Here is a 26,818-nt window from a genome sequence, read left to right as displayed (position 1 = left end):
GTGTGGCCGTCGGGAAACCGCCCGTCGAGTTCCCGGATGCCCGCAACACCTCTGCGTGCTGCCTGGCCGGGTATGTCGTCGCCCTCATCCGTGTTGTTCCGTGGCGCCTGGTGGCGGGACTACGAGTCGCGGGACTACGCGTGGTACGGGATGCCGCGACGGGGGTGCCGCGACAATCTGCAGGGGCGGTTCGGAACGGCCTTTGCGCGACGCGGCGCGGTCTTGAGGGCTGTTCCCGGTTGGACGGGAAATGCGGCGAGATTCCCTTGGGAGGTGCTTGGTCGATGGCTGTCGTTCGTATTGCACACACGATCTGGGAGGGTGACGTCCCGACGGGCAAGGGGGTGATCACCTTCGACTCCTCCGGGATCCCGGACCAGCCGGTTACCTGGGCCTCGCGGTCGCAGGAGGCGAATGGGAAGACCAGTCCGGAGGAGCTGATCGCCGCTGCACACACCGGTTGCTACTCCATGGCGCTGGCGAATGGCCTGGCCCGGGCGGGACACCCGCCGACCCGGCTGCGCACCACTGCGGAGGTGGGCTTCTCGCCCCGTGACGGGATCACCGGGATCGCTCTGACCGTCGTCGGCGCCGTGCCCGGTCTCGGCGAAGCCGAATTCGTCGAACTCGCTGAGGATGCCAAGGCCAACTGTCCCGTGAGCCAGGCACTCAAGGCCGTGCCGATCACCCTCAAAGCAACCCTTGAGGCGTAACTGAGGACGCGCGGAACGCGCTTCACACCGGCCTGCAGGGGCAGTCGGAGCGGGGCGTGCTCGTGTCTTTTTGTGCTTCTCGGAGAAGTGCGCAGCCGACGCGCCGCCGAGCACCTCGGCGCCGTAGTCGTGGCGACACAACGTCCCAGGGGGTGCCCGAGGTGTGGCCGGCGAAGGCCTCGCGAGGGGAGGTCCGCTCCGCGATGACCTCGCCGTTCGGTCTTTCGAACGCGACCCGTTCGGGCGTTCGTGCCGCTTGCCACCGATGGAGACCTCCATGGGCGACGAGCACAAGCTTCAGCAGATCGGACGTGCACCGCGTAGTCCGCGGAGCGGGCCGGCTCCGGTGGATCACGCTGAATCCCGGGGTCGCATCAGGGCGGCGTCGGCGGCCCTGGAAGCCGACCGCAGGCGGGGGAAGTCCGGTCTTGGACGCCTTGACCGCCGAGTCCAGGCCGGCAGCGACCATGACCTGGGCGGCTGCCGGTTTGGAGATGCGTGCCCGTTCGGTCACTCGGTGGACTCGCCGAGCAGTGTGACGGTGCCCGGCGTCTGCCCGGGGTGACCGAAGCAGGCCGCTTCGGCGGCGAGGATCACATCGGCACGGAGCGCGAGTCCGAGGCGGCTGGCGGAGCGCGGCCCGTGGACGGCGGCGATCACCGGTGTCGCCGCCGCAGCCAACCTCTCGGGCGCCGGCCGTGCGCTCGTCGGCCGGCGAGCAGTGAGCGACTCTGCCCGCGCTCTGTTGGGAGACGGAGGGCAGCGGTCAGGCGGCGAAGGTGCGGCGATATCTCGACGGACTGGTCCTGGTCGCCGCGGTGAAGTGGATGCGGAGTGACTCCGCGGAGCCGAAGCCGCATTGGTGGGCGATGTCGTCGATGCCGAGACGGGTGGTCTCCAGGAGTTCGCGCGCGCGGGCTACGCGTTGCACGGCCACCCAGTTCATGACGCTCGTTCCGGTGACGGCCCGGAATCTGCGGCGCAGGGTTCGTGTGCTCATGTGGCTGTGCCGGCTGACCGACTCCAGGGTGAGCGGCTCGGCGAGGTGTTCCAGTATCCAGGTGATCACGTCGGTGATCTCGGAGTCGCCACCGGGCGGGACGTGCTCGATGAACTGGGCCTGTCCTCCTTCGCGGTGGGGCGGACTGACCAGGAAGCGGGCCATCGTGTTCGCGGCTGCCTGACCATGGTCGAGCCGCAGGAGGTGCAGGCACAGGTCGGTTCCGGCGAGGACACCCGCGGAGGTGAAGACGCCGGTGTCCTCGACGTAGAGCTCCGCTTCGCGGACGTCGACCGACGGGTGGCGGTCTCGCAGCAGTCCGGCCCAGTGCCAGTGGGTGGTGGCGCTACGGCCGTCCAGGATCCCGGCCGCCGCCAGGGCGAAGGCGCCCGTGCAGATCGACACCATACGGCTGCCCCGGTCGTACGCGTCACGCAGCCGTTCGACCAGCTCGGCGTCCGGAGGCTCGGTGGCGTCCTGCACTCCGGCCACGATCACGGTGTCCGCCGTGTCCAGCCGGTCGAGCGGCTCGACCTCGCGGGGTACCAGCGAGTTCTCCGCCGGAACGGTACTCACCAAGGTCAGTTCGTAGGGGGAGCCGCCGGGCCAGTAGGCCGTCACGTAGTCCGGCCAGTGGCCGAACACCTGCTGGGGCACGGCGACGTCCAACAGGACGAAGCCCGGCTGCACCACGACCGCGACCTTGGCCGGATCCTTGGGATTGTTGTCCATCTGGCCATCGTACGGCGACCTCGGTCTTCCTAGGCTGGTCGCATCACGCTGATCACGATGAGTGAGGAGATGCGCAACATGTACGTAGTTGTCGAGACGTGGACCCCGAAGCCCGCGTTCTTCGCCGCCACCGAGGAGGCGCGGAACGACCTGTTCACAGGGATCCAGGAAGCCATGAAGCAGCTCGCGGGGATCGGATTCGTGACGCTCGGCTGGGGCAGGGTGGAACCAGCCTCGCGTTCCGCCTCCTACGAGTGGTTCGCGGTCTGGCAGGCCCCTTCGAGGGAAGTGGCCGACGTGTTCCTGAACGGTGTCGAGAGCTCCGGCTGGTACACCTACTTCGAGCAGTCCAACGTCGTGGGCGAGCTGCGGCCGGCCGAGACGGTCATCGCCGAGCACCTGGCACTGGAGGCTGAGGCCAAGTGAGCGTGCTCGACAATCTGCCCGAGGAGATCGGAGGGTGGCCGCGTACTGCGGCTACGGAGGCCGCTGTTGCCTTCACGGCCGAGCACTCTCCGGAATGGCTGCTCAACCACACTGTCCGCAGTTACTTCTACGCCCGTAGCATCGCCACCGCCAAGAATCTCGTTGCAGGCGTGGACTACGACGACGAGACGCTCTTTCTCGCCACGGTGCTGCACGACATCGGTCTGACCGACGCGGGGCAGGGACCGAACCGGTTCGAGGTGGACGGTGCGTTCCGGGCCGCTCGATTCGCCCGGGAGCACGGACTGTCCGATGTCGCCGCCGACCAGATCTGGGATGCGGTGGCGCTGCACACCTCCGCGGGGATCGCTCCCCACAAACACACGCTCGGCGCTCTCGCGCATTTCGGTATCGGTGCCGACATGTTCGCTTTCGGTATCGAGGACGTGGACCGGGCGGTACTGCACGCGGCGCACGCGGCGTTTCCGTTTCTGGATCTGCGGAACAACATCCATGCGCAGGTGGTCCACCAGATCGACGAACAGCCGTCGAAGTGGGCGCCGGTGTCGTTCGTCGACATCGTGTATCGCAAGCACCGGCCGGACAATCCGTTCCCAGGGCTGGACGAGCTGATCGCCGCCCCGGTGCTTCCGGACTGACGGCGCTTGGCGGGGTGGCCGCGGTCGGATGCCGAGGCCGTTTGCCGACGGGTGGCTGCAATGAACCAGGCGCGGAGCCACGAACACAACCGTGTCTTCCTCGACGGCGTCGCCGCCGCGATCACCGCCGACTCCGACTTCGTCGACGGCCACTACAGGGAGCAGGCGTATCACGCACTGGGATTCAAATCCTGTGAGGAGTTCGTCGTCGGCACGCTTCGAATTGCCCGGTGTGTGGGGGCACGCGGCCGGGGCGGGGGTGAACCCGGTCGACAACGCAGTCGTCGACCGGCTGACCCGTGAGCTGTTGGAACAATGACCGAGATCTCTGCCGTGCTGCACGGCAATGGCAATGTGTCGACGGATTGCTTTACGCGCGAAACTCCCGCGGCGCAAACTGGCTCCATGGCAATCCATGTCGCCCGTGGTGCAGACGAATGGGCCCGGGTGATTTCGGAGAGTTTTGTTCCGCTGTCGCTGGTCACCATGTCCGGTGCTGTCACGGGTTCGGTGCGCTCCAGTGCGCTGGGGCCCGCCGTCACACTCTCCGCGGTCAGGGTGCAGGGCCAGTCGGTCGCCGCCAGGACCTCCAGGCTGGTGCGCACCGAGCCGCGGGACGACTTTCTGTTCTCGCTTCATCTCGACGGTGATGGCGCCGTCGTGCAGGACGGCCATGAGGCGGTGCTGGCGCGCGGGGGTGGGGTGCTGTACGACTCCGCACGGCCCTACCAGCTGATTTTCCCGACCAGCCATCGTCAGTTGGTGCTGCAGATACCCCGGCACCAGTTGTCCGACCGGGTGGGCCGAGTGGCGGAGGTGTGCGGGCGGGCGCTGCCTCCCGCCGGCCCCGGCGTCCGGGTCCTGGCGGCCTGTGTGCGCGAACTCGCCGAAACCTGCGAGAGCCTCACCAGCACTCCCCGGGCTGAGCTGGGGGTCACGACCGTCGACCTGCTGGCCACCGTGCTGCGTGCGGCTCTCGGCCACGACGTCGGCCCGCGCGGCCTTCCAGGGCGGGCCGCCTTGTTGGCATCGATGCGGACGTATGTGCGCGACCACCTGTCCGACCCTCGTCTGTCGCTGACGGAGCTGGCCCGGTGCCACGGCGTGTCCGTGCGCTATACGAGCGAGTTGTTCGCCGCTGAGGACTCATCTCCGGCCGCGTTCATCCGCGCGGAGCGACTGCGTGCCGCGCGTCGCCTGCTGGCCGACCCCCGCTACTCCGCGCTTACGGTCTCCACCGTCGCGACCCGCTGCGGTTTCGCCGATCGCACCACATTCACTCGCGCCTTCGTGCGGGCGTACGGCCTGCCTCCGGTCGCCCTTCGCGCGGCACACGGCGACCAGTCCGAGTAGCGCGCGGTCCAGCCCGTCGTCGGCGACCGCAACCGACCGCCGAAAACGCCGCTCACCCGTGCGCACAACGCCGCGTCGACCGGTTCGCTCACGCCTACGTTTTTGGCCACCTCAATAACACCCACTCGCCCGGAGGCCATCATGTCGTCCGTGTACCGTGTCGCCGCCGTGCAGGCCGAGCCCGTATGGCTCGACGCCGGCGCCACCGTTGAGAAGACCATCGGACTCATCGAGGATGCAGCAGCGCAGGACGTGGCTCTCGTCGCCTTTCCCGAGGCATGGATCCCGGGCTACCCGCTGTTCCTGTGGCTGGGAGCGGTGGCCGGGCAGATGCCATACGTCGCCCGGTACCACGCGAACTCCCTCACGCTGGACAGCCGTCACCTCACGGCGATCCGCGAGGCAGCCCGCCGCACAGGTGTGTCCGTCGCGCTCGGCTACAGCGAGAAGGACCACGGCAGCCTCTACATAGCGCAGACCGTCATCGGCTCCGACGGCGGTGTCCCGCTGCACCGCCGCAAGCTCAAGCCCACCCATGTCGAACGCAGCCTGTTCGGCGAAAGTGACGGCAGCCACCTCAAGGTCGTCGACACCCCGCTCGGTCGGCTCGGCGCGCTGAACTGCTGGGAGCACCTGCAGCCGCTGAACAGGTATGCCATGTACGCCCAGCACGAACAGGTCCACGTCGCGGCCTGGCCCGCCTTCGGCCTGTACAAGGGCATCGCCTATGCCTTGAGCGCCGAGGCCAACCTCGCCGTGACGCAGACCTACGCCCTGGAGGGCGGATGCTTCGTCATCGCCCCGAGCCAGGTAGTCGGCGAACGGGCCATCGAGACGTTCGTGACCAACGACGAACAGCGCGCCCTGCTCACCACGGGCGCCGGTAACTCCCGCATCTACGGCCCCGACGGATCGCCCATCGGAAAGAACCTCGACGAGTACGCCGAGGGATTGGTCGTCGCCGACATCGACCTGTCGCTGATCGACCTGGCCAAGAACGCCGCAGACCCCACCGGCCACTACGCCAGGTCGGACGCCACGCGACTGCTGCACGACAACCGGCCCAGGCCGGCCGTGGTCCGGCCCGGCGAGGCTTCCGGACCTCACTTCGTCGACCTGGACGAATCAGCGGGCAGCACCGTCGTCGAGGTTCCACTTTCAAGCCCGGCCTGAGTCCGTGCGGTAAGCGCGGTTCTCACGGCCTCGGCCGGGGACCGCGCTCGCCCGATGCGCCGCTCGGAGCCTCACCAGCTCCCAGTACAGGGCCGAATGTGCCGGAGCGCTCCGCGCCGCGTGCACATCCTCCGTACCCCCTGAGGGGGATCGTCATGTACCTCATCGGCGAACTCGCCGCCAACGCCGCCCTTCACGGGCGCGCCGGAACCGATGCTGATGAATACGGTCGCGGCTGCGAGCTTGTTCGCCTGTTATCAGAGTGGACGGCCGTGCAACAGACGCCCCAGTCTTCGCCCGTACCGCCTCCTCGGTGACGCCCGGAGCAGGCCGAACTGCCGGTCGGCTGGGGTACCCACGTGTGGGACGGCGCCGCAGGCACGTGGTTCTGGGCCGCCCCTGAACACGACCTGCAGTACATCGGCCTGATCCAGCTGCTGTCGTACAGCGCGCCACCGTTGCAGGCGATCACCCAGCGGCTGATGGCCGACGCAATCCTTGAGTGAGCAACGCGGGCGGCTTGTTCAGTGCCGCCGGGACCTGCGCCCGCCCGCTGTGTTCACTCTCCCCAAGGGGAGGACGCGGCGCCGAGTTCGAGGGCGGTGATGCCGTCGGCGCGGCGTTCGCGGAGCAGCTCGCCGCCGATCGAGTAGCGGGGCCCTGCCGCGGCGGACCGCGCGGCCCGTTCCACGATGGCGTCGGTCAACGACCGGGCCATCGCCAGCCGCGGATACGCACCGTGGATCTCCTTCTCCCAATCGGCGACCAACTCCGCGTTGCGCCCGAAGTCGACACCGACGCCCTCACGGGTCAGGTAGGCGAGCAGCCCGCGCCGTTCGGCGATCCCCGGTGAGGTGTGCAGGGCGATCGCCTCCCACACCCTGTCCACGTCCCGCGCGTCGACACCGTGCTCGTTCAGCAGCGCGGCAGCGAGATCCGCGCCCTCCACCTCGAACCGCGCGTCGCCATGCGCGAGATCGCCGGCGCCCAGGTCGTGCATGACGGTTGCCGCGAAGAGCAGATCACGGTCGTAGGCGGCATCATCGAGGGCGCCTTCGTGCTCGGCGAGAAGCTGCGCGAAGAGGAAGCTGCGCACGCTGTGATTCGCGATCGAGGCACTCTCCGAGGACTGCACTTTGTTGAGCACGGCATCGGCCAGCGGCCCGGTCGGCAGATCAAGGGTGAATGGCATGCCTCGACGCTATGAAGCCGGCCGTCCCACTCGCCAGTGGCCCGAGGGCCACCTGTCGCTGTGATCGGGCCATGCGGGCGACCGGTCGACACCGCGTCACCGCAACGAGTGGGCGGGCAGGCCCAGTTCGTCGAACGCCTACGTCTGGCCCCGAGCGGCACCGGGACGGGGACCTCGCCGCCGGCCTGGCCGGCCCCGTGGTCAGTGGCCTCAAGGCGAAGCAAACTCGTTGCCGGCGTGGTCGGCCGTAGCTGCGATCATCGGTGCATGGCTGGTTTTGGAAGCCCGGATGTTGTCGATGTCAGCTATGACAATCCGGATCAGCCCCGGCTGGGGCTGGAAGTTCTGTCCTTCGCGACATTGCGTGAGCGGCTGGTGCCGTCCGTCGCGGCGGCGCCCAGTCGTCTGAACTTCCATCAGCTGACCCTGATCACCCGTGGCGAGGGCGCCGCGTTGATCGACTTCGTGGGGTACCCGTGCGCTCCGGGAACTCTGCTGCATGTGCGTCCTGGTCAGGTGCAGCGTTTCCCTGCCGATCCTCATGGGGGCATCGCGGATCTTGACGCGACCTTGGTGGTGTTCACGCCTGCCTTTCCACCGCCGGTGCCCGCCAGTGCGGCTGTCATCGACGAGGGGCTCGGTCCTGCCGCTTTCTCGCTGTCCGACGTGGAGTACCGGGCCATGTCCGTGGCGGTGACCGAGATAGCGGCGGAATACGCCACGCTGGCCGAGCGGGATGCCGCGCAGGCGGAACTCACCGTGGAACTCCTGCGGCAGCTCCTTGCCGCGCTGCTGGTGCGTATTGCCCGGCTGCCACATCCCGGCGAATGGAATCCCGAGGCGGGCGGCGAGGTGTTCCTGGCCTTCCTCGGCGAGCTGGAACGCGCGTTCGCCACGAGGCGCCGCGCTGCCGAGTATGCCGCGTACCTCGGTTACTCGCCGCGGACGCTCACGCGGGCCTGTCTGGCTGCCACGGGCCGTACCGCGAAGGATCTCATCGACGACCGTGTCGCCCTGGAAGCCAAGCGGCTGCTGGTTCATACCGGACTTCCTGTCGCGTCCGTCGGACGCATGCTCGGTTTCACGGAGCCCACCAACTTCGGGAAGTTCTTCGAGCGGACGGTGGGCGCCACTCCCGGGGCCTTCCGCGCCACCCAGCGCTGACAGCCTCCGCCTGCTGGGACAGCCGGCGGCATCTGGGCCGCGAGCCGGAGACACGCCGATTCCGGGCTCTCTGAGGCTGACACCTTGAGCGGACCTACGAGTCCATTTTTGACCATGCCGCGTCTCTTGCGCACCTCGCCCGCGCCAGCGGCATCGCGCATTGTTTAAGCAAGCAGTCAGCGCGTTATCCGCTTCCGGTCAAGCCTCTGACTGCCTGGTGAGGCCGGGAGGAAGGGAGAAAACAACCATGCCGTACGCAGATGTCAACGGTGCCCGCCTGTACTTCGAGGACAGCGGTGGTGAGGGCCCGGTCGTGGTCTTCAGCCACGGCAACCTCATGGACCGTGACATGTGGGCGCATCAGGTCCAGCTCCTGGCCGGCGACTTTCGGGTCGTCGTGTGGGACGAGCGGCTGCACGGCCGGACCGAGGACGACGGCAAGACCCACACCTACTGGGACTCGGCTGCCGACCTGATCGGGCTGCTGGAGCACCTGGGCGTGCGGCAGGCGGTGCTGGTGGGGCATTCACAGGGCGGCTTCCTGTCGATGCGGGCCGCCTTGCGGGCGCCTGAACGAGTCAAGGCCCTGGCACTGATCGACACGACGTCGGTCGCCTGGCCGCCCGAGGCACTGGCGCAGATGCGTGGTGTGTCGGAGGGGTTCCGCGGCGCAGGTCCGGACGCGGTCGCCCCGGTATTGCTGGGGGTGCTGCTGGGACAGCCCGCCATCCACGATCAGTGGCTGGCGAAGTGGAAGGCGCAGCCGCATGAACGGCTCGCCGACGCGGTGCAGGTGCTGATGGGGGCGGACGACATCACCGGCCGGCTCGGTGAGATCAAGGTGCCCGCCTTGGTCGTCCATGGCGACGCGGACCAGCCGATCCCGTACCCGTTGGGCCAGGCACTGGCCGGGAAGCTCCCCGGCGCCCAGGAACTGGTCACTGTGACCGGGGCCGGGCACACGCCGAACCTCACTCATCCCGACCGTGTCAACCCGGCGTTGGCCGGCTTCCTTCGCCGGTACGCCTGACGGTCCGGCGCTCCGGCCTCAGCACTCGCCATTTCAACTGCTCAACGATCCGCACGACATCACATTCTGGAAGGAACGACCATGTCGACTCCCATTACCGACCCGGCGCAGCTCCCCCCGGCCTTCGAGAAGGCCATGAACTCCGGGAATCTTGATGAGGTCCTGAGCCTGCTCGCGCCCGGCGCCGTCATGCGTACCGTCACCGGTGAGACCGTCACCGGTCAGGCGCTGCGCGACTACTCGGCCGGGTCGATAGCCGGCAAGGCCCACCTGTCCAACGGCCCGTCGCGCGTCGTGGCCGGCGACGACATCGCGTTCATCACCGAGGAGTGGACCCTTGAGGTCACCACCCCCGACGGCAATCGGAAGAAGGCCACCGGCACCACCGCCAACGTCGCCCGCCGCGGCAAGGACGGCGGCTGGCGCATGGCCATCCTCAACCCCCTCGGTACCGCCTGAGTGTCCGTGGGTGGCCGGGCTCCCCGGAACCCGGCCGCCCCCTCGGCCAACCGGTGCTCAGCCCTGGTCATCTACGGCATCGAGCAGCGCCTCGATGTCGAGCGCTCCGCATGTGGTGCACCGGGCCAAGCGTTCGGGCCAGGGCGGGCTCCTCCAGGAGGCAGCGGACGTCTTGCGGGCCGCTCCGCGCCCGGCGGTTCGCGCGGATGTCGCCGACGATCTGGGCCGGGCTCTGCTTGCCGAGGGGCGTCGAGAGGAAGGGATCGCCCACCTTGAACGGGCCTGGCAGCTGTACCACGACATCGGTATCCGAACGTCCACGCTGCCCGTCCAAGAGGCACTTCGGGGTGCGGGAGTTCGACGCGCGAAGTGAGCGAACCGGGCCGTCGCAGACCACCTGGGCCTGTTGCCCGACACGATCGGCACGCACGTCCGCTCGGTCTTCGCCGAGCTGGGGATTCACTCGCGGGTGCAGCTGGCGAACGCACTCCACGGAAGGGAAGCCGACTTGTCGGGTCGGAGTCCGGGGTCATCGCGAACTTCGGACCGAACCGAGGGCAGCCGGATCCGCCGGAGCGGTCGCAGTTTCGTCGGCAGTCGGATCCGTCGGCTGAAGGGCCGCAGAGCGTCCTGAAGATCCTCTTCAGCTCCTTCGGCGAACGGTGAGGCATGGTGGGGGCATGCGTGTGCTGGTGATGGACGACGATGCCCGTCTCGTGGAGCTGCTCCAACAGGGCCTGCGAGCGGAGGGGTTCGCGGTGGACACCGCGAGCGACGGTCTTGACGGTCTGGCCAGGGCGGCGGCCGACACCTACGACGTGATCATTGTCGATGTCATGATGCCGGGCCTCAACGGCTACAAGGTGTGCGCCCACCTGCGGTCGAGCGGCGACAACACCCCGATCCTGATGCTGACCGCAAAGGACGGCGAGTACGACGAGGCGGAAGGACTGGAGACGGGGGCCGACGACTACCTGACGAAGCCCTTCTCCTTCATCGTCCTCACCGCTCGCCTGCACGCCCTGATGCGCCGCGCGCGTCCGGAGCGGCAGATCGTCCAGCACTTCGGGGACCTGGAGATCGACACAGGGGCCCGCCGCTGCCGCCGCGAGGGCAAGGACATCGCCCTGACTCCCCGGGAGTTCGATGTCCTGGCGCTGCTCGCCGCAACCCCGGACATAGCCATCAGCAAGTCCGCCGTGCTGGAGCGGGTCTGGGACAGCGCGTACGAGGGCGGCCCCAACATCGTGGAGGTCTACGTCAGTGCTCTTCGCCGGAAAATCGACCGGCCCTTCGGCCGGGCCAGTATCGAAACCGTGCCCGGCGGCGCCTACCGCCTCCGCTCCGACGGAGCCTGACCGTGCACGCCGCCGACGCCTCCGGCTGCGACCGCAGACGGTGCGCGGCCGGGCCACCGTGGCCGTCGCCCTTGTCGCCAGCCTTGCCCTCGCCGCCTGCTCGGTGGTCCTGCTCTACGCCGTCCACACCAATCTGGTCGCCTCCGCCCAGAGCGCGGCCCGCGACCACGTCGAAAAGGCAGCGAGCCAACTCGCCTCAGGGATGTCTCCGGGCGACGTACGGGCCGAGCTGCCGGACGTCACCATGGACACCGCCCCTCTTGCCGGATCCACGTCCACGATATCGGCCAACCAAGGGGCCAGTGCCAGTGTGGGCACGCCTACGGGGACGATGGTGGTGCAGGCCTTTCCGAACCGTGCTCCCGCGCGTACCGCCGTCATCACTCTGACCTGGGCCCTGGTCCCGTGCACCGCCCTGATGGTGCTGCTGGTCGCCTGCCTGGCCTGGTACGCGATGGGCCGGGCGCTGCGACCGGTGGAGAACATCCGTGCCGAGTTCGCCGACATCACGGCCCACAGTCTCCAGCGGCGCGTCCCGGTGCCCGACTCCGACGACGAGGTCGCCTCGCTGGCACAGACGATGAACGGCACCCTCGACCAACTCCAGCGTGCCGTCGGCCGGTTGCGGACCTTCACCTCCGATGCCTCGCACGAACTGCGCGGTCCCCTCACCACCCTCAAGGCCCGTCTTGAGCTGGCTGTGGCCCGCCCCGACCGCGCTGAATGGACCGCGGTCGGCAAAGAAGCCCTGAGCGACACCACACGTCTGGAAGACATCGTCACCGATCTCCTGCTCCTGGCCCGCCTGGACGCCCACCAGCCCCTGAAACTCCAACCCCTGTGCCTCACCGACCTCGTACGAGGGACCCTCGCCGAGCGCTACCCCCGTCAACCGGTCGTCCTCATCGCAGACCCCGACCCCGACGACACGGTCCTGGGCAGCCGCACGGCACTCACCCGCCTCTGCGCGAACCTCCTCGACAACGCGCTGCGCCACGCACACGGCACCGTGACCGTAGAAGTGCGCCACACCGGACGTGAGGTGACCGTCGAAGTCGGCGACGACGGTCCGGGCATCCCCGAAGCCGACCGCGAGCGGGTCTTCGACCGCTTCACCCGACTGGACAACGCCCGTACCCGCACCGAGGGCGGCACGGGGCTCGGCCTCGCCATCGCCCGCGACATCGCGACCGCCCACGGCGGGACGCTCACCGCCGAACCGCCTCGGACCACCGACGGGGGCGCCCGCCTGCTCCTGACCCTCCCTCACCTGCTCACGTGAGAGACAAGCAGCTGATTGGTCATTGACGCCAGAACCAGAACGGGCGGAGCGGCTCAGAGTCGTATCTGCGGTGGGTGTGTGCCTCCCACCACGGTCAGGTCCTCGAAGCGGATCTCCTCGCCGCAGGCGGCGCAGTCCGCCCGGGTGTGCAGGACGGCACCGCATCGGTGCTGGAACTCCGTTGTGGCGATGCCGTCGCGGCAGTAGATGTCGCCCCACTCCTTGAGGGCGGCGAGCACGGGGAGCAGGGCCTGGCCCGCTTCCGTGAGGACGTATTCGTCGCGCGGCGGATGCTCGCTGTAGCGCCGCCGTTCCACCACGCCGGCCGTCTCCAGCCGGCGCAGCCGTGAGGACAGGAGCGTCCGGGAGAGCCCGACGGCGTCGGCGATCTCGGAGAAGCGCCGGTTGCCGTACAGCAGCTCGCGCACGATCGGCAGCGAATGACGTTCCCCGACGACGGCTATCGCGTCGGTCACAGAACAGACGCGGGGCGTCGGTACAGATTCAGTACTCACCGTGCTAGGTTAGCGTCATAAGTGAGTACATATTTTGTACTCACCTCTCCGGTGTGGCCGCTGCCCTCAACCGGGTCCGATGCGGCCGTACGACAGCCAAGCCCCGCTCACGAACGACAAGAGGCGAACGCAATGAGCAACGAAGCCAACAAACAGGTCGTCCTCGCGGCCATCGACGACACCACCGGCCGCAAGAACCAGGTTCACCGCGTGCTGGCACAGGGGGACTTCGTCGTGACTCACGCCACGACCACCCTGCCCGAAGGCGGCCAGGCCGCGGCCTTCGATCTCTGGCGGATCGCGGACGGGCGGATCACCGGCCACTGGGGCGACCAGGAGCCGATCGTGGAACAGACGGCCAACGGGCACACCCAGGTCGACGGCGTCGCCGCCATCGACACGACAGCCGACACGGACGCCACGCGCAGGGCGGCGGAAGAGGCGGTGCGCACGATTCTGGTCGACAACGACTTCTCCGACGTCGACCACTACCTGGCGGGCGAGTCCTACGTCCAGCACAATCCCCGCTTCGCCGACGGCGTCAGTGGACTGGCGGCCGCACTGGGTGAGTTGGCGAAGTCCGGCCAGTCCCTCAAGTACTCCGACGTACTGGACGTCGTCGCCGAGGGGAACTTCGCCTACATCCGTTCGGTGGGTGTCTTCGCGGGCGCCGACTTCGTGTTCCACGACCTGTTCCGGGTGGCGGACGGCCGAGCCGTCGAGCACTGGGACGTCATGGTCGCGAGGTGAGAGGGGCGGCCGAGCCGGCCGTCCCCGTCAAGTGCCACCAGGCAACCACCACACGGAAAAGGGCGTGGTAAAGATGGTCTCCCAGACCGATCTGGCGTACGAAGTCTTCATTTCCGATCCGATCCCCACCAGCGTCACGGATCCCATTCCCAATGGGGAGCTGTTCTCCTGGTCGCCGATGTCGACCACGCTGATCTACGGGGAGAAGAACGCGGTGCTGGTCGACCCGCCGCTGACGATCGAGCAGGCCCGGAAAGTGGGTGACTGGGTCGAACGGTCGGGCAAGCACCTCGAACACATTTTCATCACGCACGGCCACGGTGATCATTGGTTCGGCTCCGGTCCTCTGGTCGAGCGCTTCCCCGGCGCCGTGGTCCTCGCCGGCGAGGACAGCATCCGTCTCATGCGGCAGCAGAGCTCGGCGGAATTCAGAAAGCAACAGTGGGACAACCTGTTCCCCGGTCAGATCCCGCCGACTCCCGTGCTGGCACGGCCCGTACCACCGCAAGGGTTTCTTCTGGAGGGCAACGTTCTGCGCTCCGTCGAAGTCGGGCACAGCGATACCGACGGCACCACCGTGCTGCACGTTCCCTCGATCGGGCTCGTCGTCGCAGGCGATGTCGTTTACAACGGCGTGCACGTGTACCTCTCCGAATCCGCGGACGGCGGGCGTGCACAGTGGCTTCAGGCGCTCGACGCGGTCGAGAAGCTCGCGCCGCGCCACATCGTCTGCGGACACAAGAACAAGGCACTTCCGGACAGTCCGGCCACCATCGAGGAAACCCGGCAGTACATCCATGACGCGGACCGGCTCCTGAAGGAGACGACGAGCCGGATCGAATTCTTCGATGCCATGTGCTCCCTTCATCCCGAACGCCTCAACCAGGCGGTCGTGTGGCTCACGGCCACCGCGCTCATGGATGCGCAGAGCTGAGCGTCCGACCGGTCTCGCCCGGGGCCGCACATGGCGTGGACAGGTGTGTTGGCCCCGGGAGACTCAGCCGAGGCCGTCGGCGCCGACCTTGACGGCGGTCTCGTCGAGGAGGGCGTCGGAGACGGGCTGTGGGTGGCCGTCGAGGTCGAGGACGGGAGTGGCGTCCTTGTACCAGGACTCGATGACGGCGTTGCCCCAGAAGTCGCGGCGGCGGTCGTCGTGGACGTTCCAGACGTATGTCTCGTGGTCGGGGTCGCCGGTGTAGTAGTCGGAGGTGTAGATCTCGACGCGGTGGCCGTCGGGGTCGCGGAGGTAGACGTAGAAGGCGTTGGAGACGCCGTGGCGTCCGGGGCCGCGTTCGATGTGGTGTTCCTTGCGGACGGCGCCGAAGAGGTCGGCGGTGCGCAGGACTTGGTGGGATTCGTGGGTGGCGAGGCCGAGGTGGTGCAGGCGGGGGCCGTTGCCGCCGGTGAAGGCGACGTCGTGCACGGTCTGCTTGCGGTACATCCAGGCGGCGTAGAGCTCGTGTTCGTCGCCCTCGATGGTCTCGGAGCAGCCGAAGCCGAGCGACTTGTAGTGGGCGTAGGCGGCGGGGATGTCGGGGGTGCAGATGTTGAAGTGGTCCAGGCGGGCGATCTCGGCGCCGCGGTGGAGGTCGTAGCGCTGGATGAGGCGTTCGGCGCGGTCGATGTCGTGGAAGAACTCGACGGGGAAGCCGAGCGGGTCGACGACGCGGACGGCGTCACCGACACCGTGAGTGCCCTCGCCCCGCTTCAACCGCCGTACCGGGCAGCCGAGTTGGCGGAAGAACTTCTCCGCCTTGTCGAGATCCTCGGGGGTGCGGACGCGGTAGGAGATGTGGTCGAGGGCCGCGGTCTCGCCCTTGCGCAGAACCAGGGAGTGGTGGGTGAGCTCGTCGGTGCCGCGCAGGTAGAGGGAGCCCGTGTCCTCGTACTGGACGTGGAAGCCGAGCATGTCGACCCAGAACCAGCGGGCCGCGCCGAGGTCGGTGACGGCGAGCTGGGCGTACGCGGAGCGGACGACGTCGGGGGCCGGGGTGCTCATGAGGCAGCGCCGAAACGGGGAGTGTGGACGTCACCGAGGGCGACATGGACGATCTTGGAGTCGGTGTAGAAGTCGATGGAGTGGGCGCCGCCCTCGCGGCCGACGCCGGAGTCCTTGACCCCGCCGAAAGGGGTGCGCAGGTCACGGACGTTGTGGGAGTTGATCCAGATCATGCCGGATTCGACGGCATGGGCGATGCGGTGACCGCGCTTGAGGTCGGAGGTCCAGATGTAGGCGGCGAGGCCGTACCGGGTCGCGTTGGCGAGTTCGATCGCCTCGGACTCGTTGTCGAAGGGGGCGACGGCGACGACGGGTCCGAAGATCTCCTCCTGGAAGATGCGGGCGTCGCGTTCCACGTCGGCGAAGACGGTCGGCTGGAGGTAGTTGCCGTCGGTGAGGTGGTCGGGGCGTGAGCCGCCGGCGACGAGGTGGGCTTCCTTCTTGCCGATCTCGACGTAGTTCAGGACGCGGGCGTAGTGCTCGGCGTGGACGAGTGCTCCGACCTCGGTGGCCGGGTCGGAGGGGAGGCCGACGCGGACGTTCGCGGCGCGTTCGGCGAGGCGGCGGGTGAACTCCTCGTACAGCGGGCGTTCCACGAGGACGCGTGAACCGGCCGTGCAGCGCTCGCCGTTGAGGGAGAACACGCCGAACACGACGGAGTCCAGGGCGGCTTCGAGGTCGGCGTCGGCGAAGACGACGACCGGTGACTTGCCGCCCAGTTCCATGGAGGTGGTTTTCAGGTGCTGGGCGCTGGAGCGGATGATGTGGCGGCCGGTGTCCGTGGAGCCGGTGAAGGAGATCAGTGGCACGTCCGGGTGGTCGACGAGCGCCTGCCCGGCCTCCTCCCCGATGCCGTGCACGATGTTCACCACACCGGCCGGCACGCCCGCCTCCTCGAAGATCTCCGGCCACAGCGACGCGGACAGCGGGGTCCACTCGGCCGGCTTCAGGATGAGCGTGCAGCCGGAGGCCAGCGCGGGCGCCAACTTCCAACTCTCCAGCATGAACGGCGTGTTCCAGGGCGTGATCAGTCCGGCCACTCCGACTGGAGTGCGCCGGACGTAGGAGAACTGTTCCTCGCCCTGGCGGAACGCCTCCTCGCCGAGGGCGACGATGACGTCCGCGAAGTAGCGGAAGTTCTCGGCGGCCCGGAGTGCCTGGCCGCGTGCCTGGGTGATCGGCAGCCCGGTGTCGTACGTCTCGTAGGCGGCGAGCCGGTCATGACAGGCCTCGACGGCGTCCGCGACGCGGTACAGCGTGTTGGCGCGGGCCCGGTTGGACATCCCGGCCCACTCCGGGAAGGCGGCGCCGGCCGCCTGCACGGCCCGGTCGACGTCGGCCGCCGAACCGCGCGCGGCCTGCGCGTACGGGGTGTTGGAGACCGGGTCGGAGACGTCGAAGGTGCGGCCGTCGGCGGCGTCGACGAGTTCGCCGCCGATCCAGTGCCGGATGACGGAGGGCAGGCCCTCGGGGACGACAGTCACTGAACGACTCCGATCGGTGCGGTGAGACTGCCGCCCTCGGCGAGCAGCGTGCGGATCTGTGCCAGACCCGCGTCGGTGGGAGTGATGAGGGGCGGGCGGACGAACTCCGAGGCGATACGGCCCTGTTGGGCGAGCACCCACTTGGCGGGGGCCGGGTTGGTCTCGACGAAGAGCAGGTCGACGAGCGGGTGCAGCGCGTAGTGGATGTCGCGCGCGGCCTCGAAGTCGCCGGCCTCCCACAGTTCGTACATCCGGGCGACGGCCGTGGGCGCGAGGTTGGAGACCGCCGACACGAAGCCGGCCCCGCCCAGCGCGAGCAGTGGCAGGCACAGCAGCTCGATGCCCGACCACACCAGCAGCGAGCGGCCACAGGCGTGCAGGACGCGGGAGAAGTGCTCGAAGTCCTTCGTCGTCTCCTTGACGCCGACGAAGTTCTCGAAGTCGGTGAACAGGCGCTTGACCGTCTCCGGCGCGATGTCGACCGCCGTGCGCGAGGGCACGTTGTAGGCGACGACCGGCAGGTCGGGGAACTCCCGGGCGACCGTGGAGTACCACTTGTAGAGCGCCTCTTGCGTGGGGCGCGCGTAGTACGGGGTGATGACGAGAGCCGCGTCCGCGCCCAACTCGTGGGCGGCGGCGGTGATTTCCAGGGTTTCGTCGAGCTTGGCCGAGCCGGTGCCCGGCAGGAACGGGACACGGTCGCCGATCTCGTCCGCGACGGTGCGCATGCCCGCGATCCGCTCGGCGGCGGACTGTGCGCTGGGCTCGCCGGTCGAGCCGCCCAGCGAGATGCCGTGCGAGCCGGACTCCAACTGGAAGCGGATCAGTGCCCGCAGGCTGTCGTGGTCGACGGCGCCGTCTGCCGTGAACGGCGTGACGACCGGGGCGATGGACCCGCGGATGACGGATGGGTCACTGCGGAACTTCACAGGGATTCTCCTCCCAGGTTGTGCTGCTTGAGCCACCGCTCATAGGGCCCACGCCACTCGGGACCCAGCGGATAGAGCCCGTCGATGCCGTGTCCGGCCCGCACCTGCTCGGTGATGAACCGCTCCTGTGCCTCCTGCTCACGGCAGTCGGCGATCAGCTCCCCGGCCAGTTCCGGTGGCACGACCACGACTCCGTCCGCGTCGCCGACCAGCAGGTCGCCGGGCTGGACGAGGGCGCCGCCGCAGGCGATCGGCACACCGGTGTCCCAGGGGACGTGCCGGCGGCCGAGTACTGACGGGTGCTCCCCGCCGTGGTAGACCGGCAGGTCGAGTTCGGTCACCGCCGCGCTGTCACGCAGCCCGCCGTCGGTGACCACGCCGGCCGCACCGCGTTGCTGTGCGCGCAGAGCCAGGATGTCGCCGAGCGTTCCTGCGGTGGTGTCCCGCCGGGCGTCCATCACCAGCACCTGGCCGGGGCGCAGTTCCTCGATCGCCCGCTTCTGGGCGTTCATCCCGGCGCCGTACCTCTTGAACAGGTCCTCGCGCAACGGGAGATAGCGCAGGGTGTGGGCGACGCCGACCATGCCGGTGTCCGGCCGGGTGGGACGTACGCCGTCGATCGACATGTGCGGCAGACCGCGCTTGCGCAGCTGTGCGCTGAGCGTGGCGACCGCGACCGACCGCAGCCCGTCCTCGATCTCCTTGCCGAGCAGCGGCTCGGGAACGTATCGCGAGCCGTACGCGGCCTCGCGCTCCGCCGGATCGGCGCGGGGCATGGCTCCGTACGGGGCGAGCGCGGGCCCTGCGGCGACCGGGTTGCGCAGTCGCCCACTTGACTGGCCGACGCCGCTGACCTCGACCTCCACCACGTCACCGGGGGAGACGACCGAGGCCCCGGCCGGGGTGCCGGTGAGGATCACGTCCCCGGGCTCCAGCGTGACCAGCCGGGACAGGTCGGCGACGAGCTGCTCGAACGGGAAGAGCAGGGTGTCGGTGGTGTCGTCCTGGACCAGTTCACTGTTCACCCAGGTCCGCAACCGGAGGGCGGCCGGGTCGAGTTGGCGTGCGTCGAGGAGGCGGGGGCCGATCGGTGTGAAGCCGTCGGCGCCCTTGGAACGGAGGTTGGAGCCCCGGTCGGCCCTGCGCAGGTCGTAGACGCCCGCGTCGTTGGCCGCCGTCACCCAGCGCACGTACGACCAGCCGTCCTCGGGCGTCACCTGCCGGGCGCGTGAGCCGATCACCAGCGCGATCTCGCCCTCGAAGCCGAGGAGTTCGCACCCCTCGGGTCGGACGATCGCCTCCTGCGTACCGGACAGGGACGACGGCGGCTTGAGGAAGTACGACGGCTGCGACGGCACCCGGCCGCGCTCGCGCGCACGGCTGGGGTAGTTGAGGTGAACCGCGATGATCTTCGTCGGCGGGTTCCCCAGCGGATGCGTCATCACGAACGCTCCAGGAAGGCCTGCACGTTGGCCTTGTAGGGTTCGCGGTCGTACGACTTCACGTACGCACCGGCCATCCGCACCGGGTCGCCGAAGAAGTAGTACTCGTACAGGGCCTGGCGGCTGGCGAAGGCGGAGACGCAGGTGTCCCACACCAGCCGGAACAGCCTCACGCGCTCCGGGCCGGTCAGGGTCGCGGACTGCAGATAGGCCTCGATGTCGGCGGCGGCCGGGCCGTTGATGTCGAGCTCGGTCGGCGTGGCCATCAGGCCGGAGGCGCCGAGCTTGCGCAGGATCTGCGGGAAGCGCTGGTAGAGCTTGGGGTAGAGATTGCGGGCCGCGTTCAACGGGGCGAAGGCCGGCGTGAGGACGCCGAACTCGTTGATCACGGCGTCGGCCTCGGCGGCGCGCAGGAACGCGCGCAGCATCTCCAGCGTGGTGATGATCTCGGCGATGTCCTCCTGGACGTGCTGGAACTGCTCGATGCCGATGGCCTCGGTCAGCAGGGACACCAGGCCCAGGATGTACTCGGTCTTGGCGGACGTCCGGGTGACGACCTGGTGCGTCATGTGCGCCACGGACGACGTCCGGGAGTAGAAGCCGTTGCACAACTCGGCGTCGCCGAGCGCGAAACAGCGCTCGAAGGGGACGTGCACGTCGTCGAAGACGACCACGCAGTCCGACTCCTCGAAGCGGGAGGCGAGGGGGTGGTCGTGGTGGGGGCGGTCGTAGTCGAGGGGTTCGCGGGCGATGTAGCGGAGGCCGGGGGTGTCGTTGGGGATGGCGAAGGCGTACGAGTACGGCTTGTCCTCGGGGGTGCCGCGCAGCACGGTGGAGGGGAAGACGAGCATCTCGTCGGCGAACGGGGCGATGGTGGCGAGCATTCGCGCGCCGCGGACGACGACCCCGTTGTCGTCCTCCTGCACGATCCGCGCGGCCAGCTTGCCGCCGGCCTGCTGGGTGCCGGCCACCGCCCGGTTGACCTGCGGCGGGATCAGGGTGTGCGTGCACAACAGGTCCTCTTCGCGGACCTTCTCGTAGTAGCGGCGGATGTTCTCGCCGAACGCCGGGTCGGCCTGGGCGAACCAGTCGGCGGCGGAGGCCAGCGCCATCAGGGAGCTGTTCATGTAGTCGCCGGTGCGGCCGAGCATGCCGTTGCTGTGGTCGGCCCACACCTTGAACGCCTTGCGCCGCTTGACCAGGTCGTCCGGGGTCTTCGGGGTGAGGAACGAGGTGCCGACCGGTTCGCCGGAGGTGGGGGAGGCGTAGGTCAGGGTGTCCTTGTGGTCGGCGGAGTGCTGAAGGTCGTACAACTCGGCGTAGGTGCGCACGACATTGCGGAAGGCCGGGTGGTCCTGGACACCGCCGGTGATGGTCTCGCCCTGGATGTGCACGGTGGGGCGGGAGGCGGAGAGTCGCTCAAGGTATTCCTTGCCGGTACGTGCGGCCATGGTGGTGCTCCTGAGGGGAAGTCGGCGGGAAGGCGGGACGTCAGATGAGGTGCTCGATGCCGTCGGACGACTCGGCGGCCGTGCCGAAGCGGCTCCAGGTGTAGGTGAGGGCGTCACCGTCGCGGTGGCCCAGGTCGGTGACATGACCGATGACGAGGGTGTGGTCGCCGCCGTCGTACGAGCGCCAGGGGTCGCACTCGATCCAGGCGAGGGGACTGGCCAGCCGTGGCACCCGGGCTCCGGCCACCCAGCCGGGCTTGCCCAGGCCCTGGGCCCCCGCGAACAGGCGGGCCAGTCGCTCCTGTTCGGCGCCGAGGACATTGACGCAGAACGGCTGACGGAGGAGCGGGTCGTGGCAGCGGGCCCGGCGGGCGACGCTGAGCAGCACCAGCGGAGGATCGGCCGACACGGACGTGAAGGAGTTCATGGTGGCTCCACGAGGGCCGTCCTCGCCGTCGTAGGTGACGACGGTGACGCCCGTGGCGAATCGGGACATGCAGGCGCGCAGGGCGCCGGGGCTGGGGGGAGCTAGGGCTTTGGGCATGAGGACTCCCATGAGTGGCACCAACGAACACAAGGTGCGAAACAGGAGAAAAGGGGTGAATGGAATCGGTAGTAATCACACCGAAACGCTGTAATCAAAGCTTTGACTAATTGGACCGTACCCCCTCCGTCGGTCCTTGGGAAGGCCTTGCGCCTCGGCGGTGAACCGGCCCGTATCCGCCGGCGGCCTAGACTCCGGGGATGGCCCTGGAACCGTCCGACCCCGAGCATCTGCACTTCTGGTCGTTCATCGACTACGCCGTCGAGCGGGTCTCCCGGGAACTGCCCGGCATCGAGCCGCTCGCCATGCGGCTGGTGTTCACCCTCCACCGGGCGGCCAACATGGTGGTCTACGACCTCGAATCCTCCGTGCACCGGCCGCGCGGCTGGTCGTGGCCGGGGTTCCGTGTGCTGTTCGCGATCTGGCTCTCCGCCCCGGTCGAGGCGAAGAAGGTCGCGGAGTTGTCCGGCATGAGCCGAGCGGCCGTGTCGGCGCTGGTCAACACGCTGGAGCGGGACGGACTGGTGCGCAAGGAGCGCGCGGCCTACGACGGACGCGCCGTGGGACTCTCGCTCACCGATGCCGGCCTGGAGGCGATCACCTCCGCGTTCCTCGCCCACAACAAGCGGGAGCAGGAGTGGGCGGGAGCCCTCAGCGAGGACGAGACCCGCACGCTGATCGAGCTGCTCGGCAAGCTGACCACACACTCCGTCGACTTCGACGCCAGGCATCGGGCCTGAGACGCAGGTGTCGGGCCTGAGGCATCAGGTGCTGAAGGGGATCTTCAGAACGTTCAGCGGATCTTCAGCGGGCCCGGACGAGAGTTGCCTCGTACTCGATCCCGAGGGAAACGGGACCGGACTCGTGCCGGTGCCCCTGTCTCCCTCCACCTGCGAAGGAGTTGGTCACATGAAGGTGCGTAGCAACAGCATCTCGCGTCGTCAGGGTGCCGTGATAGCTGGTGCGCTGGCCGTACTGCTCGCCTCGGGCGGGGTCGCCGCTGCGGCCTCGACCGGCGGCAGTACCGCCAAGCACCACGGCAGCACGGTCTCCGAGGCGCCCGGCAACCCGCACCCGCAGCACGTCAAGCCGGGCACCGCGAAGAAGCTGCGAGACCTCCCGGTCGTCGAGGGCGGCCCCGTCACGGGCGAGAACCCGTCCGACGTCACGCTCGTCGAGGTGCCCGGCGCGAAGCCGAAGGGCTGGGATCTCGGCGAGGCCACGCCGGTGAAGGACGCCCCCGTCGTCGTCGGCGACGAAGGCAACACCACGCTGCGTTAGCCGCACAGTGACACGGCAGACACGGGGGCTGCCAAGTCACGGAACGCCCGGCCGGAGAAGTCCGGCCGGGCGTTTTGCATGGCAGATGCGGGACATGTAGTCGGATTTTTGACCATGGACGGATTCCGGAAAGGACGAAGCGCGATGAGCCCTGTGGAGCGCACTCGGCTGACCTACGCCTTCGCACCCGCCTTGCAGGAGGTCGCCCTAGGCCCGCTACCGCAACGCCCTCATAGAAGACGCACACGCAAAGAGAATCCCGGGATGGCGTTGAACGCCATCCCGGGATTTCGTTGTGTCGAGTTATGCGGGGTCGTAGGAGGGTTCCAGGTTTTGTTGGGTTTCTGGTGTGTCGGCGGGGTCGCCGCGGGTGTTGGAGGCTCGCAGCGCGATGGCTCCGGCTGCCAGGAGGCAGAGGGCGCTGACGAGCAGGGCCCGCTGGAATCCGGCGGTGAGTGCTTCCGGGGGCGGGGTGTGGGCGGCCAGCAGGTGGTTGGTGCGACTGGTCGCGATCCCGCTGAACACCGCCAGGCCGAGCGCTGACCCGAGCTGGAAAGAGGTGGTGATCAGGGCCGCGGCCAATCCGGACTGGTCCTCCGGCACGCCCGCGTTCGCGGCCGTCTGCACACCGGCGTACAGCAGCCCCAGCCCGGCCGCCATGAGCACCAGCGGGGCGAGCAGGTTGCCGAGATAGGTGCCGTCCACCGGGATGCGGGAGAGCCAGAAGATGCCACCGGCAGCGAGCAGCGCACCGGAGACGATGATCGGGCGGGTACCGGTCCGCACGAACATCTTCGTCGCCAGGGCCGAGCCGAACCCGATGCCGACGGTCGCCGGCAGATACGAGAGCCCGGTCCGCAGTTGGGAGTAGCCCAGGACGTTCTGCATGTACAGAGTGACGAAGAAGAACATCGAGTAGAACCCGGCCCAGGCGATCACCTGGGTGGCGTCGGCCGCGGCCAGGCCCTTGATCCGGAAGATCGACATCGGGACCAGCGGATGGGCGTGCCGCTGCTCATTGATCCCGAACGCGGCCATCAGTACCGCCGAGGCGGCCAGCCCACCGATGGTGCGTCCCGCATCCCAGCCCTCGTCCGGCGCCTTCACCAACGTGAAGATCAGCAGCAGCATGCTCGCGGTGACCAGCACCGCGCCGACCGCGTCGAAACCGCCCGGCACGGACCGGCCGTGGTCGGCCTTCAGGATCCGGAACGCCCCGATCAGCACCAGCGCGCACAGCGGGAGGTTCACGAAGAACACCCACCGCCAGCCGAGGTCCTGGGTGAGCAGCCCGCCGAAGAACACTCCGACCGCGGCGGCCAGCCCGCTGATCCCGGCCCACACGCCCAGCGCCTTGTGCCGGTCGGAGTCCCGGAAGGTGGTGGTCAGGATGGACAGCGCGGCCGGGGACATCATCGCCGCGCCGAAACCCTGGGCGAGCCGGGCGCCGACCAGCACCGCCTGGCTGTCGGCCAGCCCGCAGGCCAGCGAGGAGGCCGCGAACAGCGCGGTCCCGGCGATCAGCAGCCGCCGTCGCCCCAGCAGGTCCCCGGCCCGACCGCCCAGCAGCAGGAACCCGCCGTAGGTGATCAGATAGCCGCTGACCACCCACTGGAGGTTCTGCACCGAGAACCCCAGATGCGTACGGATGGTCGGCAGCGCGACGTTCACGATCGAGCCGTCCACGACGTCCAGGAACGTCACCGCGCACAGCAGCGCCAGCGTGACCCTGCCGCGCCCGGTCGCCAGGAACGACCCCTCCGGCGGCGCCGTCGATGCGGTCATGGCGTCGCTCACGACCCGGCGGCTTCCATCACGGGGCCGACCTCGACCCCGCCGCCGACCCGCAGCACCGGGCAGTCCTTGGCCAGCGCCAGCGCGGAGTCCATGTCCTCGGCGGACACCAGCGAGTAGGCGATCATCCGGGAGCCGCTGCCGCCGACCTCGCCGAGCGAGGCGTATTCGGTCACCGCGTTGCCGACGTTCACCAGGGCCGGGCCCAGCCCGGCGAACCAGGCCTGCCACTCGGCCGGCGTCCCGGCGTGGGGCGCGTAGTCGGAGGGCACACGGAAAGAGAAAACGTACTTGGTCATGATCTGTGGTCCTGATTCTGTGTCCGGGGCGCGCCCCGGACCGGGACCGCCTCCAATCGGGTAGACGGCGGCACGGTCATGAATTGGGCGCGCGGACACCGCCCGATTCGCGGGCCCGGCGGCGTCGGTATCGATAGACGAGCCGAACGCGCCCTGCGGAAAGAAGAGAAGCGAGGATGCCTGCCGATGGAGATGGACACGACGGACCTGATCGCCCGGGCCCGGGCCGGCGACCAAAACGCGTTCCGCGACCTGGTCCAGGAGCACTCCCACGAGTTGCAGGTGCACTGCTACCGCATCCTGGGATCCCTGCAGGACGCCGAGGACGCGCTCCAGGAGACCCTCGTGTCCGCCTGGCGCAACCTCGGCGACTTCGGCCGGCGGTCCTCACTCCGGACCTGGCTCTACAAGATCGCGACCAATCGGTGCCTGAGCATGTTGCGCGCCGACAGCCGGCGCCCCCGGATCGCCCCGCCGCTGCCCGAGGCCACGCTGCCCGAGCCCACCGGTGCCGGTGACGCCCCGCCCTGGTTGGAGCCCTACCCCGACGTCCTGCTCGACCACCTCGTCGACCGGCGCCCCGGACCGGAGGCCCGCTACGAGACCACCGAGGCCATCTCCCTGGCCTTCATCACCGCCCTGCAACTGCTGCCCCCACGCCAACGCGCCGTGCTCGTCCTCCGCGACGTCCTGGGCTACCACGCCGCCGAAGCCGCCCACATGCTCGATGCCACCCAGGAATCGGTTCAAAGCGCCCTCAAACGCGCCCGCGCCACCGTCGACAACCACCTCGCCGACTCCAGCGGCACCGACACCGGTAACCGCAGGCCTGCACGCCAACCCGACACCGCCGCCGAACACCGGCTCGTCGCCCGGCTCACCGACGCCCTGGAACGCGCCGATCTGGACGCCCTGATCGAACTGCTCGTCAGCGACGTGAGGCTCTCCATGCCCCCGGCCATGCTGGAATACCGCGGCATCGAAACAGCCCAGCGCTTCTTCGCCGCCTCCACCTTCCGCCCCGGCCGCACCTACCGCGTGGTAACCACCCGCGCCAACGGCCAGCCGGCCGTCGGCCTGTACCTGGCAGACCCCCACGCCAGTGTCCACCGCGCCTACGCCCTCCTGGTCATCAGCACCGCCGGCGACCGGATCACCGCCATCACCGGCTTCAACACCAGCGTCATGACGCGCTTCGGACTACCCCGGACCCTCCCCGAAACGGACTGAGGGACTTCTGGCGCCACCCTGTTGTCCCGCGCCTGAAGGCAGAGCAAAGACCGCCTCGACATCGCCGGTGCCCGCTGGGGCCTGGCGCGAACAACGGGAGTACGCCCGCAACCACCAGGCCCGCTACCGCAACGCCCTCATATCCGCTGCCTGATCACACAGACACCCTCCGTAGATGCACACCCGACTCACCCGACTCGCTCGCAGGGGCGAGGGCTATTTGGGCTTCTTGCCGTTGCCCTTGGCTCCGCCTGTCTGGCCGTTGCCGGAGGAACCGGTGTTGCCCGCCATGCCGTTGCCGGCGTCCGCGGCCTCGCTGGGTTTGCCCGTGCCGACCGACTTGCTCGGCGTGGACGTCGCCTGCGCCAGTTGCTCGGAGCAGTACGCGGTGACCTTGTCGCTCTCGCCGGCGCCCGCGACGAGCTGCTGCCAGGCCGTCGCTTCGAGCGCCTTGCCGCGGTCTTTGACCTGCTCGTAGGCGCGGCAATGGGCTTCGGCGTCCTGGGCGCGGGACGAACCGTCGGCGGGCCGGCCGGCGCCGACGAGGCCGCACTGCCCG

28 protein-coding genes and 2 pseudogenes are annotated in these 26,818 nt (G+C 68.9%); 17 read left to right on the top strand and 13 right to left on the bottom strand.

Going from position 1 to position 26,818, the window contains the following annotated elements:
- The first annotated feature begins 284 nt into the window (after positions 1–284).
- A complete protein-coding gene (locus tag R6V09_RS02450; RefSeq protein WP_317879650.1) occupies positions 285–713 on the top strand; it encodes an OsmC family protein in 429 nt (142 codons plus the stop codon).
- Positions 714–1,223: 510 nt separating this feature from the next.
- Here R6V09_RS02450 and R6V09_RS02445 read toward each other — a convergent pair.
- Together R6V09_RS02445 and R6V09_RS02440 are read right to left on the bottom strand one after the other, a co-directional pair.
- Positions 1,224–1,373 (bottom strand): hypothetical protein, encoded by a 150-nt coding sequence (locus R6V09_RS02445; protein ID WP_317879649.1) that lies wholly within the window; start codon positions 1,371–1,373, stop codon positions 1,224–1,226.
- A 106-nt stretch (positions 1,374–1,479) separates the two neighbouring features.
- On the bottom strand, positions 1,480–2,445 hold the full coding sequence (locus R6V09_RS02440; RefSeq protein ID WP_317879648.1) for a GlxA family transcriptional regulator: 966 nt from the start codon (positions 2,443–2,445) through the stop codon (positions 1,480–1,482).
- A gap of 57 nt (positions 2,446–2,502) precedes the next feature.
- Between R6V09_RS02440 and R6V09_RS02435 the strand changes: the two genes are divergently transcribed.
- The 5 genes from R6V09_RS02435 (at position 2,503) to R6V09_RS02415 (ending at position 6,562) form a co-directional block, all read left to right on the top strand.
- Positions 2,503–2,871: a DUF6616 family protein gene (locus R6V09_RS02435; protein ID WP_317879647.1), complete on the top strand. Its 369-nt coding sequence runs from the start codon at positions 2,503–2,505 to the stop codon at positions 2,869–2,871.
- Positions 2,868–3,530: an HD domain-containing protein gene (locus tag R6V09_RS02430; RefSeq protein ID WP_317879646.1), complete on the top strand. Its 663-nt coding sequence runs from the start codon at positions 2,868–2,870 to the stop codon at positions 3,528–3,530. The genes R6V09_RS02435 and R6V09_RS02430 overlap by 4 nt, the downstream gene beginning before the upstream one ends.
- 315 nt (positions 3,531–3,845) lie before the next feature.
- Positions 3,846–4,883, top strand: coding sequence for an AraC family transcriptional regulator (locus R6V09_RS02425; protein WP_317879645.1), 1,038 nt, complete (start codon positions 3,846–3,848; stop codon positions 4,881–4,883).
- Between the two features lie 141 nt (positions 4,884–5,024).
- Positions 5,025–6,056, top strand: a complete 1,032-nt coding sequence (locus tag R6V09_RS02420) for a carbon-nitrogen hydrolase family protein (RefSeq protein WP_317879644.1) — start codon at positions 5,025–5,027, stop codon at positions 6,054–6,056.
- A gap of 359 nt (positions 6,057–6,415) precedes the next feature.
- A complete protein-coding gene (locus R6V09_RS02415) occupies positions 6,416–6,562 on the top strand; it encodes a hypothetical protein (protein WP_317879643.1) in 147 nt (48 codons plus the stop codon).
- Positions 6,563–6,615: 53 nt separating this feature from the next.
- Here the strand turns inward: R6V09_RS02415 and R6V09_RS02410 are convergent, their stop codons facing one another.
- A complete protein-coding gene (locus R6V09_RS02410; RefSeq protein WP_317879642.1) occupies positions 6,616–7,248 on the bottom strand; it encodes an HD domain-containing protein in 633 nt (210 codons plus the stop codon).
- 267 nt (positions 7,249–7,515) lie between these two features.
- Between R6V09_RS02410 and R6V09_RS02405 the strand changes: the two genes are divergently transcribed.
- From R6V09_RS02405 to R6V09_RS02385, 6 genes and pseudogenes are all read left to right on the top strand, one after another.
- Positions 7,516–8,412 carry an AraC family transcriptional regulator gene (locus tag R6V09_RS02405; protein WP_317879641.1) on the top strand — a complete coding sequence of 299 codons (897 nt, stop codon included), beginning with the start codon at positions 7,516–7,518 and terminating at the stop codon, positions 8,410–8,412.
- A 247-nt stretch (positions 8,413–8,659) separates the two neighbouring features.
- Positions 8,660–9,442, top strand: a complete 783-nt coding sequence (locus tag R6V09_RS02400; RefSeq protein ID WP_317879640.1) for an alpha/beta fold hydrolase — start codon at positions 8,660–8,662, stop codon at positions 9,440–9,442.
- Between the two features lie 81 nt (positions 9,443–9,523).
- The gene (locus R6V09_RS02395) at positions 9,524–9,901 is read left to right on the top strand and encodes a YybH family protein (protein WP_317879639.1); all 378 of its coding nucleotides are present in this window, start codon (positions 9,524–9,526) and stop codon (positions 9,899–9,901) included.
- Positions 9,902–10,289: 388 nt separating this feature from the next.
- Positions 10,290–10,535 (top strand): annotated as a pseudogene (locus tag R6V09_RS54515) (hypothetical protein); the annotation flags it as partial.
- A gap of 46 nt (positions 10,536–10,581) precedes the next feature.
- Positions 10,582–11,259 carry a response regulator transcription factor gene (locus tag R6V09_RS02390; RefSeq protein WP_317879638.1) on the top strand — a complete coding sequence of 226 codons (678 nt, stop codon included), beginning with the start codon at positions 10,582–10,584 and terminating at the stop codon, positions 11,257–11,259.
- A gap of 40 nt (positions 11,260–11,299) precedes the next feature.
- A complete protein-coding gene (locus R6V09_RS02385) occupies positions 11,300–12,541 on the top strand; it encodes a sensor histidine kinase (RefSeq protein WP_317879637.1) in 1,242 nt (413 codons plus the stop codon).
- A 53-nt stretch (positions 12,542–12,594) separates the two neighbouring features.
- Here R6V09_RS02385 and R6V09_RS02380 read toward each other — a convergent pair whose 3' ends face one another.
- On the bottom strand, positions 12,595–13,056 hold the full coding sequence (locus R6V09_RS02380; protein WP_317879636.1) for a winged helix-turn-helix transcriptional regulator: 462 nt from the start codon (positions 13,054–13,056) through the stop codon (positions 12,595–12,597).
- Between the two features lie 132 nt (positions 13,057–13,188).
- Between R6V09_RS02380 and R6V09_RS02375 the strand changes: the two genes are divergently transcribed.
- Positions 13,189–13,806 carry a nuclear transport factor 2 family protein gene (locus R6V09_RS02375; RefSeq protein ID WP_317879635.1) on the top strand — a complete coding sequence of 206 codons (618 nt, stop codon included), beginning with the start codon at positions 13,189–13,191 and terminating at the stop codon, positions 13,804–13,806.
- A 73-nt stretch (positions 13,807–13,879) separates the two neighbouring features.
- On the top strand, positions 13,880–14,740 hold the full coding sequence (locus R6V09_RS02370; RefSeq protein ID WP_317879634.1) for an MBL fold metallo-hydrolase: 861 nt from the start codon (positions 13,880–13,882) through the stop codon (positions 14,738–14,740).
- 63 nt (positions 14,741–14,803) lie between these two features.
- Here the strand turns inward: R6V09_RS02370 and hpaD are convergent, their stop codons facing one another.
- From hpaD to R6V09_RS02340, 6 genes are read right to left on the bottom strand one after another with little or no spacing between them, the layout of a single operon-like run.
- Positions 14,804–15,805, bottom strand: coding sequence for a 3,4-dihydroxyphenylacetate 2,3-dioxygenase (gene hpaD, locus R6V09_RS02365; protein WP_317879633.1), 1,002 nt, complete (start codon positions 15,803–15,805; stop codon positions 14,804–14,806).
- Positions 15,802–17,289, bottom strand: a complete 1,488-nt coding sequence (hpaE, locus tag R6V09_RS02360; protein ID WP_317879632.1) for a 5-carboxymethyl-2-hydroxymuconate semialdehyde dehydrogenase — start codon at positions 17,287–17,289, stop codon at positions 15,802–15,804. Before hpaE ends, hpaD begins: the two co-directional genes overlap by 4 nt.
- A complete protein-coding gene (gene dapA / locus R6V09_RS02355) occupies positions 17,286–18,218 on the bottom strand; it encodes a 4-hydroxy-tetrahydrodipicolinate synthase (RefSeq protein WP_317879631.1) in 933 nt (310 codons plus the stop codon). The genes hpaE and dapA overlap by 4 nt, the downstream gene beginning before the upstream one ends.
- The gene (locus R6V09_RS02350; RefSeq protein ID WP_317879630.1) at positions 18,215–19,660 is read right to left on the bottom strand and encodes a fumarylacetoacetate hydrolase family protein; all 1,446 of its coding nucleotides are present in this window, start codon (positions 19,658–19,660) and stop codon (positions 18,215–18,217) included. The genes dapA and R6V09_RS02350 overlap by 4 nt, the downstream gene beginning before the upstream one ends.
- A complete protein-coding gene (gene hpaB / locus R6V09_RS02345; RefSeq protein WP_317879629.1) occupies positions 19,660–21,111 on the bottom strand; it encodes a 4-hydroxyphenylacetate 3-monooxygenase, oxygenase component in 1,452 nt (483 codons plus the stop codon). The genes R6V09_RS02350 and hpaB overlap by 1 nt, the downstream gene beginning before the upstream one ends.
- A gap of 40 nt (positions 21,112–21,151) precedes the next feature.
- Positions 21,152–21,655 carry a flavin reductase family protein gene (locus R6V09_RS02340; RefSeq protein ID WP_317879628.1) on the bottom strand — a complete coding sequence of 168 codons (504 nt, stop codon included), beginning with the start codon at positions 21,653–21,655 and terminating at the stop codon, positions 21,152–21,154.
- A gap of 200 nt (positions 21,656–21,855) precedes the next feature.
- Between R6V09_RS02340 and R6V09_RS02335 the strand changes: the two genes are divergently transcribed.
- On the top strand, positions 21,856–22,395 hold the full coding sequence (locus tag R6V09_RS02335; RefSeq protein WP_317879627.1) for a MarR family winged helix-turn-helix transcriptional regulator: 540 nt from the start codon (positions 21,856–21,858) through the stop codon (positions 22,393–22,395).
- Positions 22,396–22,564: 169 nt separating this feature from the next.
- Entirely contained in the window at positions 22,565–22,936 is a 372-nt protein-coding gene (locus tag R6V09_RS02330) for a hypothetical protein (RefSeq protein ID WP_317879626.1), read from the top strand.
- A gap of 303 nt (positions 22,937–23,239) precedes the next feature.
- On the opposite strand, the gene R6V09_RS02325 is transcribed toward R6V09_RS02330, so the two are convergent.
- Complete coding sequence (locus R6V09_RS02325) at positions 23,240–24,721, bottom strand: MFS transporter (protein WP_317879625.1); 1,482 nt, start codon at positions 24,719–24,721, stop codon at positions 23,240–23,242.
- 8 nt (positions 24,722–24,729) lie between these two features.
- Entirely contained in the window at positions 24,730–25,029 is a 300-nt protein-coding gene (locus R6V09_RS02320) for a hypothetical protein (RefSeq protein ID WP_317879624.1), read from the bottom strand.
- A 186-nt stretch (positions 25,030–25,215) separates the two neighbouring features.
- Between R6V09_RS02320 and R6V09_RS02315 the strand changes: the two genes are divergently transcribed.
- Positions 25,216–26,259, top strand: coding sequence for an RNA polymerase subunit sigma-70 (locus tag R6V09_RS02315; protein WP_317879623.1), 1,044 nt, complete (start codon positions 25,216–25,218; stop codon positions 26,257–26,259).
- 216 nt (positions 26,260–26,475) lie between these two features.
- Here the strand turns inward: R6V09_RS02315 and R6V09_RS02310 are convergent.
- A pseudogene (locus tag R6V09_RS02310) lies at positions 26,476–26,818 on the bottom strand (hypothetical protein); the annotation flags it as partial.

This window comes from Streptomyces sp. W16, assembly GCF_033194735.1.
Taxonomy (GTDB): Bacteria; Actinomycetota; Actinomycetes; order Streptomycetales; family Streptomycetaceae; genus Streptomyces.
Note: the sequence above shows the minus strand (reverse complement) of the source record. Positions and strands in the feature narration are given on the sequence as shown.

Bases quoted from the DNA above. Each gene is read 5' to 3' on its own strand.
- R6V09_RS02450 (WP_317879650.1), top strand. From the start codon at position 285: ATGGCTGTCGTTCGTATTGCACACACGATCTGGGAGGGTGACGTCCCG.
- R6V09_RS02440 (WP_317879648.1), bottom strand. From the start codon at position 2,445: ATGGACAACAATCCCAAGGATCCGGCCAAGGTCGCGGTCGTGGTGCAG.
- R6V09_RS02435 (WP_317879647.1), top strand. From the start codon at position 2,503: ATGAGTGAGGAGATGCGCAACATGTACGTAGTTGTCGAGACGTGGACC.
- R6V09_RS02425 (WP_317879645.1), top strand. From the start codon at position 3,846: ATGACCGAGATCTCTGCCGTGCTGCACGGCAATGGCAATGTGTCGACG.
- R6V09_RS02420 (WP_317879644.1), top strand. From the start codon at position 5,025: ATGTCGTCCGTGTACCGTGTCGCCGCCGTGCAGGCCGAGCCCGTATGG.
- R6V09_RS02410 (WP_317879642.1), bottom strand. From the start codon at position 7,248: ATGCCATTCACCCTTGATCTGCCGACCGGGCCGCTGGCCGATGCCGTG.
- R6V09_RS02405 (WP_317879641.1), top strand. From the start codon at position 7,516: ATGGCTGGTTTTGGAAGCCCGGATGTTGTCGATGTCAGCTATGACAAT.
- R6V09_RS02400 (WP_317879640.1), top strand. From the start codon at position 8,660: ATGCCGTACGCAGATGTCAACGGTGCCCGCCTGTACTTCGAGGACAGC.
- R6V09_RS02395 (WP_317879639.1), top strand. From the start codon at position 9,524: ATGTCGACTCCCATTACCGACCCGGCGCAGCTCCCCCCGGCCTTCGAG.
- R6V09_RS02390 (WP_317879638.1), top strand. From the start codon at position 10,582: ATGCGTGTGCTGGTGATGGACGACGATGCCCGTCTCGTGGAGCTGCTC.
- R6V09_RS02375 (WP_317879635.1), top strand. From the start codon at position 13,189: ATGAGCAACGAAGCCAACAAACAGGTCGTCCTCGCGGCCATCGACGAC.
- R6V09_RS02370 (WP_317879634.1), top strand. From the start codon at position 13,880: ATGGTCTCCCAGACCGATCTGGCGTACGAAGTCTTCATTTCCGATCCG.
- hpaD (WP_317879633.1), bottom strand. From the start codon at position 15,805: ATGAGCACCCCGGCCCCCGACGTCGTCCGCTCCGCGTACGCCCAGCTC.
- R6V09_RS02350 (WP_317879630.1), bottom strand. From the start codon at position 19,660: ATGACGCATCCGCTGGGGAACCCGCCGACGAAGATCATCGCGGTTCAC.
- hpaB (WP_317879629.1), bottom strand. From the start codon at position 21,111: ATGGCCGCACGTACCGGCAAGGAATACCTTGAGCGACTCTCCGCCTCC.
- R6V09_RS02340 (WP_317879628.1), bottom strand. From the start codon at position 21,655: ATGCCCAAAGCCCTAGCTCCCCCCAGCCCCGGCGCCCTGCGCGCCTGC.
- R6V09_RS02335 (WP_317879627.1), top strand. From the start codon at position 21,856: ATGGCCCTGGAACCGTCCGACCCCGAGCATCTGCACTTCTGGTCGTTC.
- R6V09_RS02330 (WP_317879626.1), top strand. From the start codon at position 22,565: ATGAAGGTGCGTAGCAACAGCATCTCGCGTCGTCAGGGTGCCGTGATA.
- R6V09_RS02325 (WP_317879625.1), bottom strand. From the start codon at position 24,721: ATGACCGCATCGACGGCGCCGCCGGAGGGGTCGTTCCTGGCGACCGGG.
- R6V09_RS02320 (WP_317879624.1), bottom strand. From the start codon at position 25,029: ATGACCAAGTACGTTTTCTCTTTCCGTGTGCCCTCCGACTACGCGCCC.
- R6V09_RS02315 (WP_317879623.1), top strand. From the start codon at position 25,216: ATGGAGATGGACACGACGGACCTGATCGCCCGGGCCCGGGCCGGCGAC.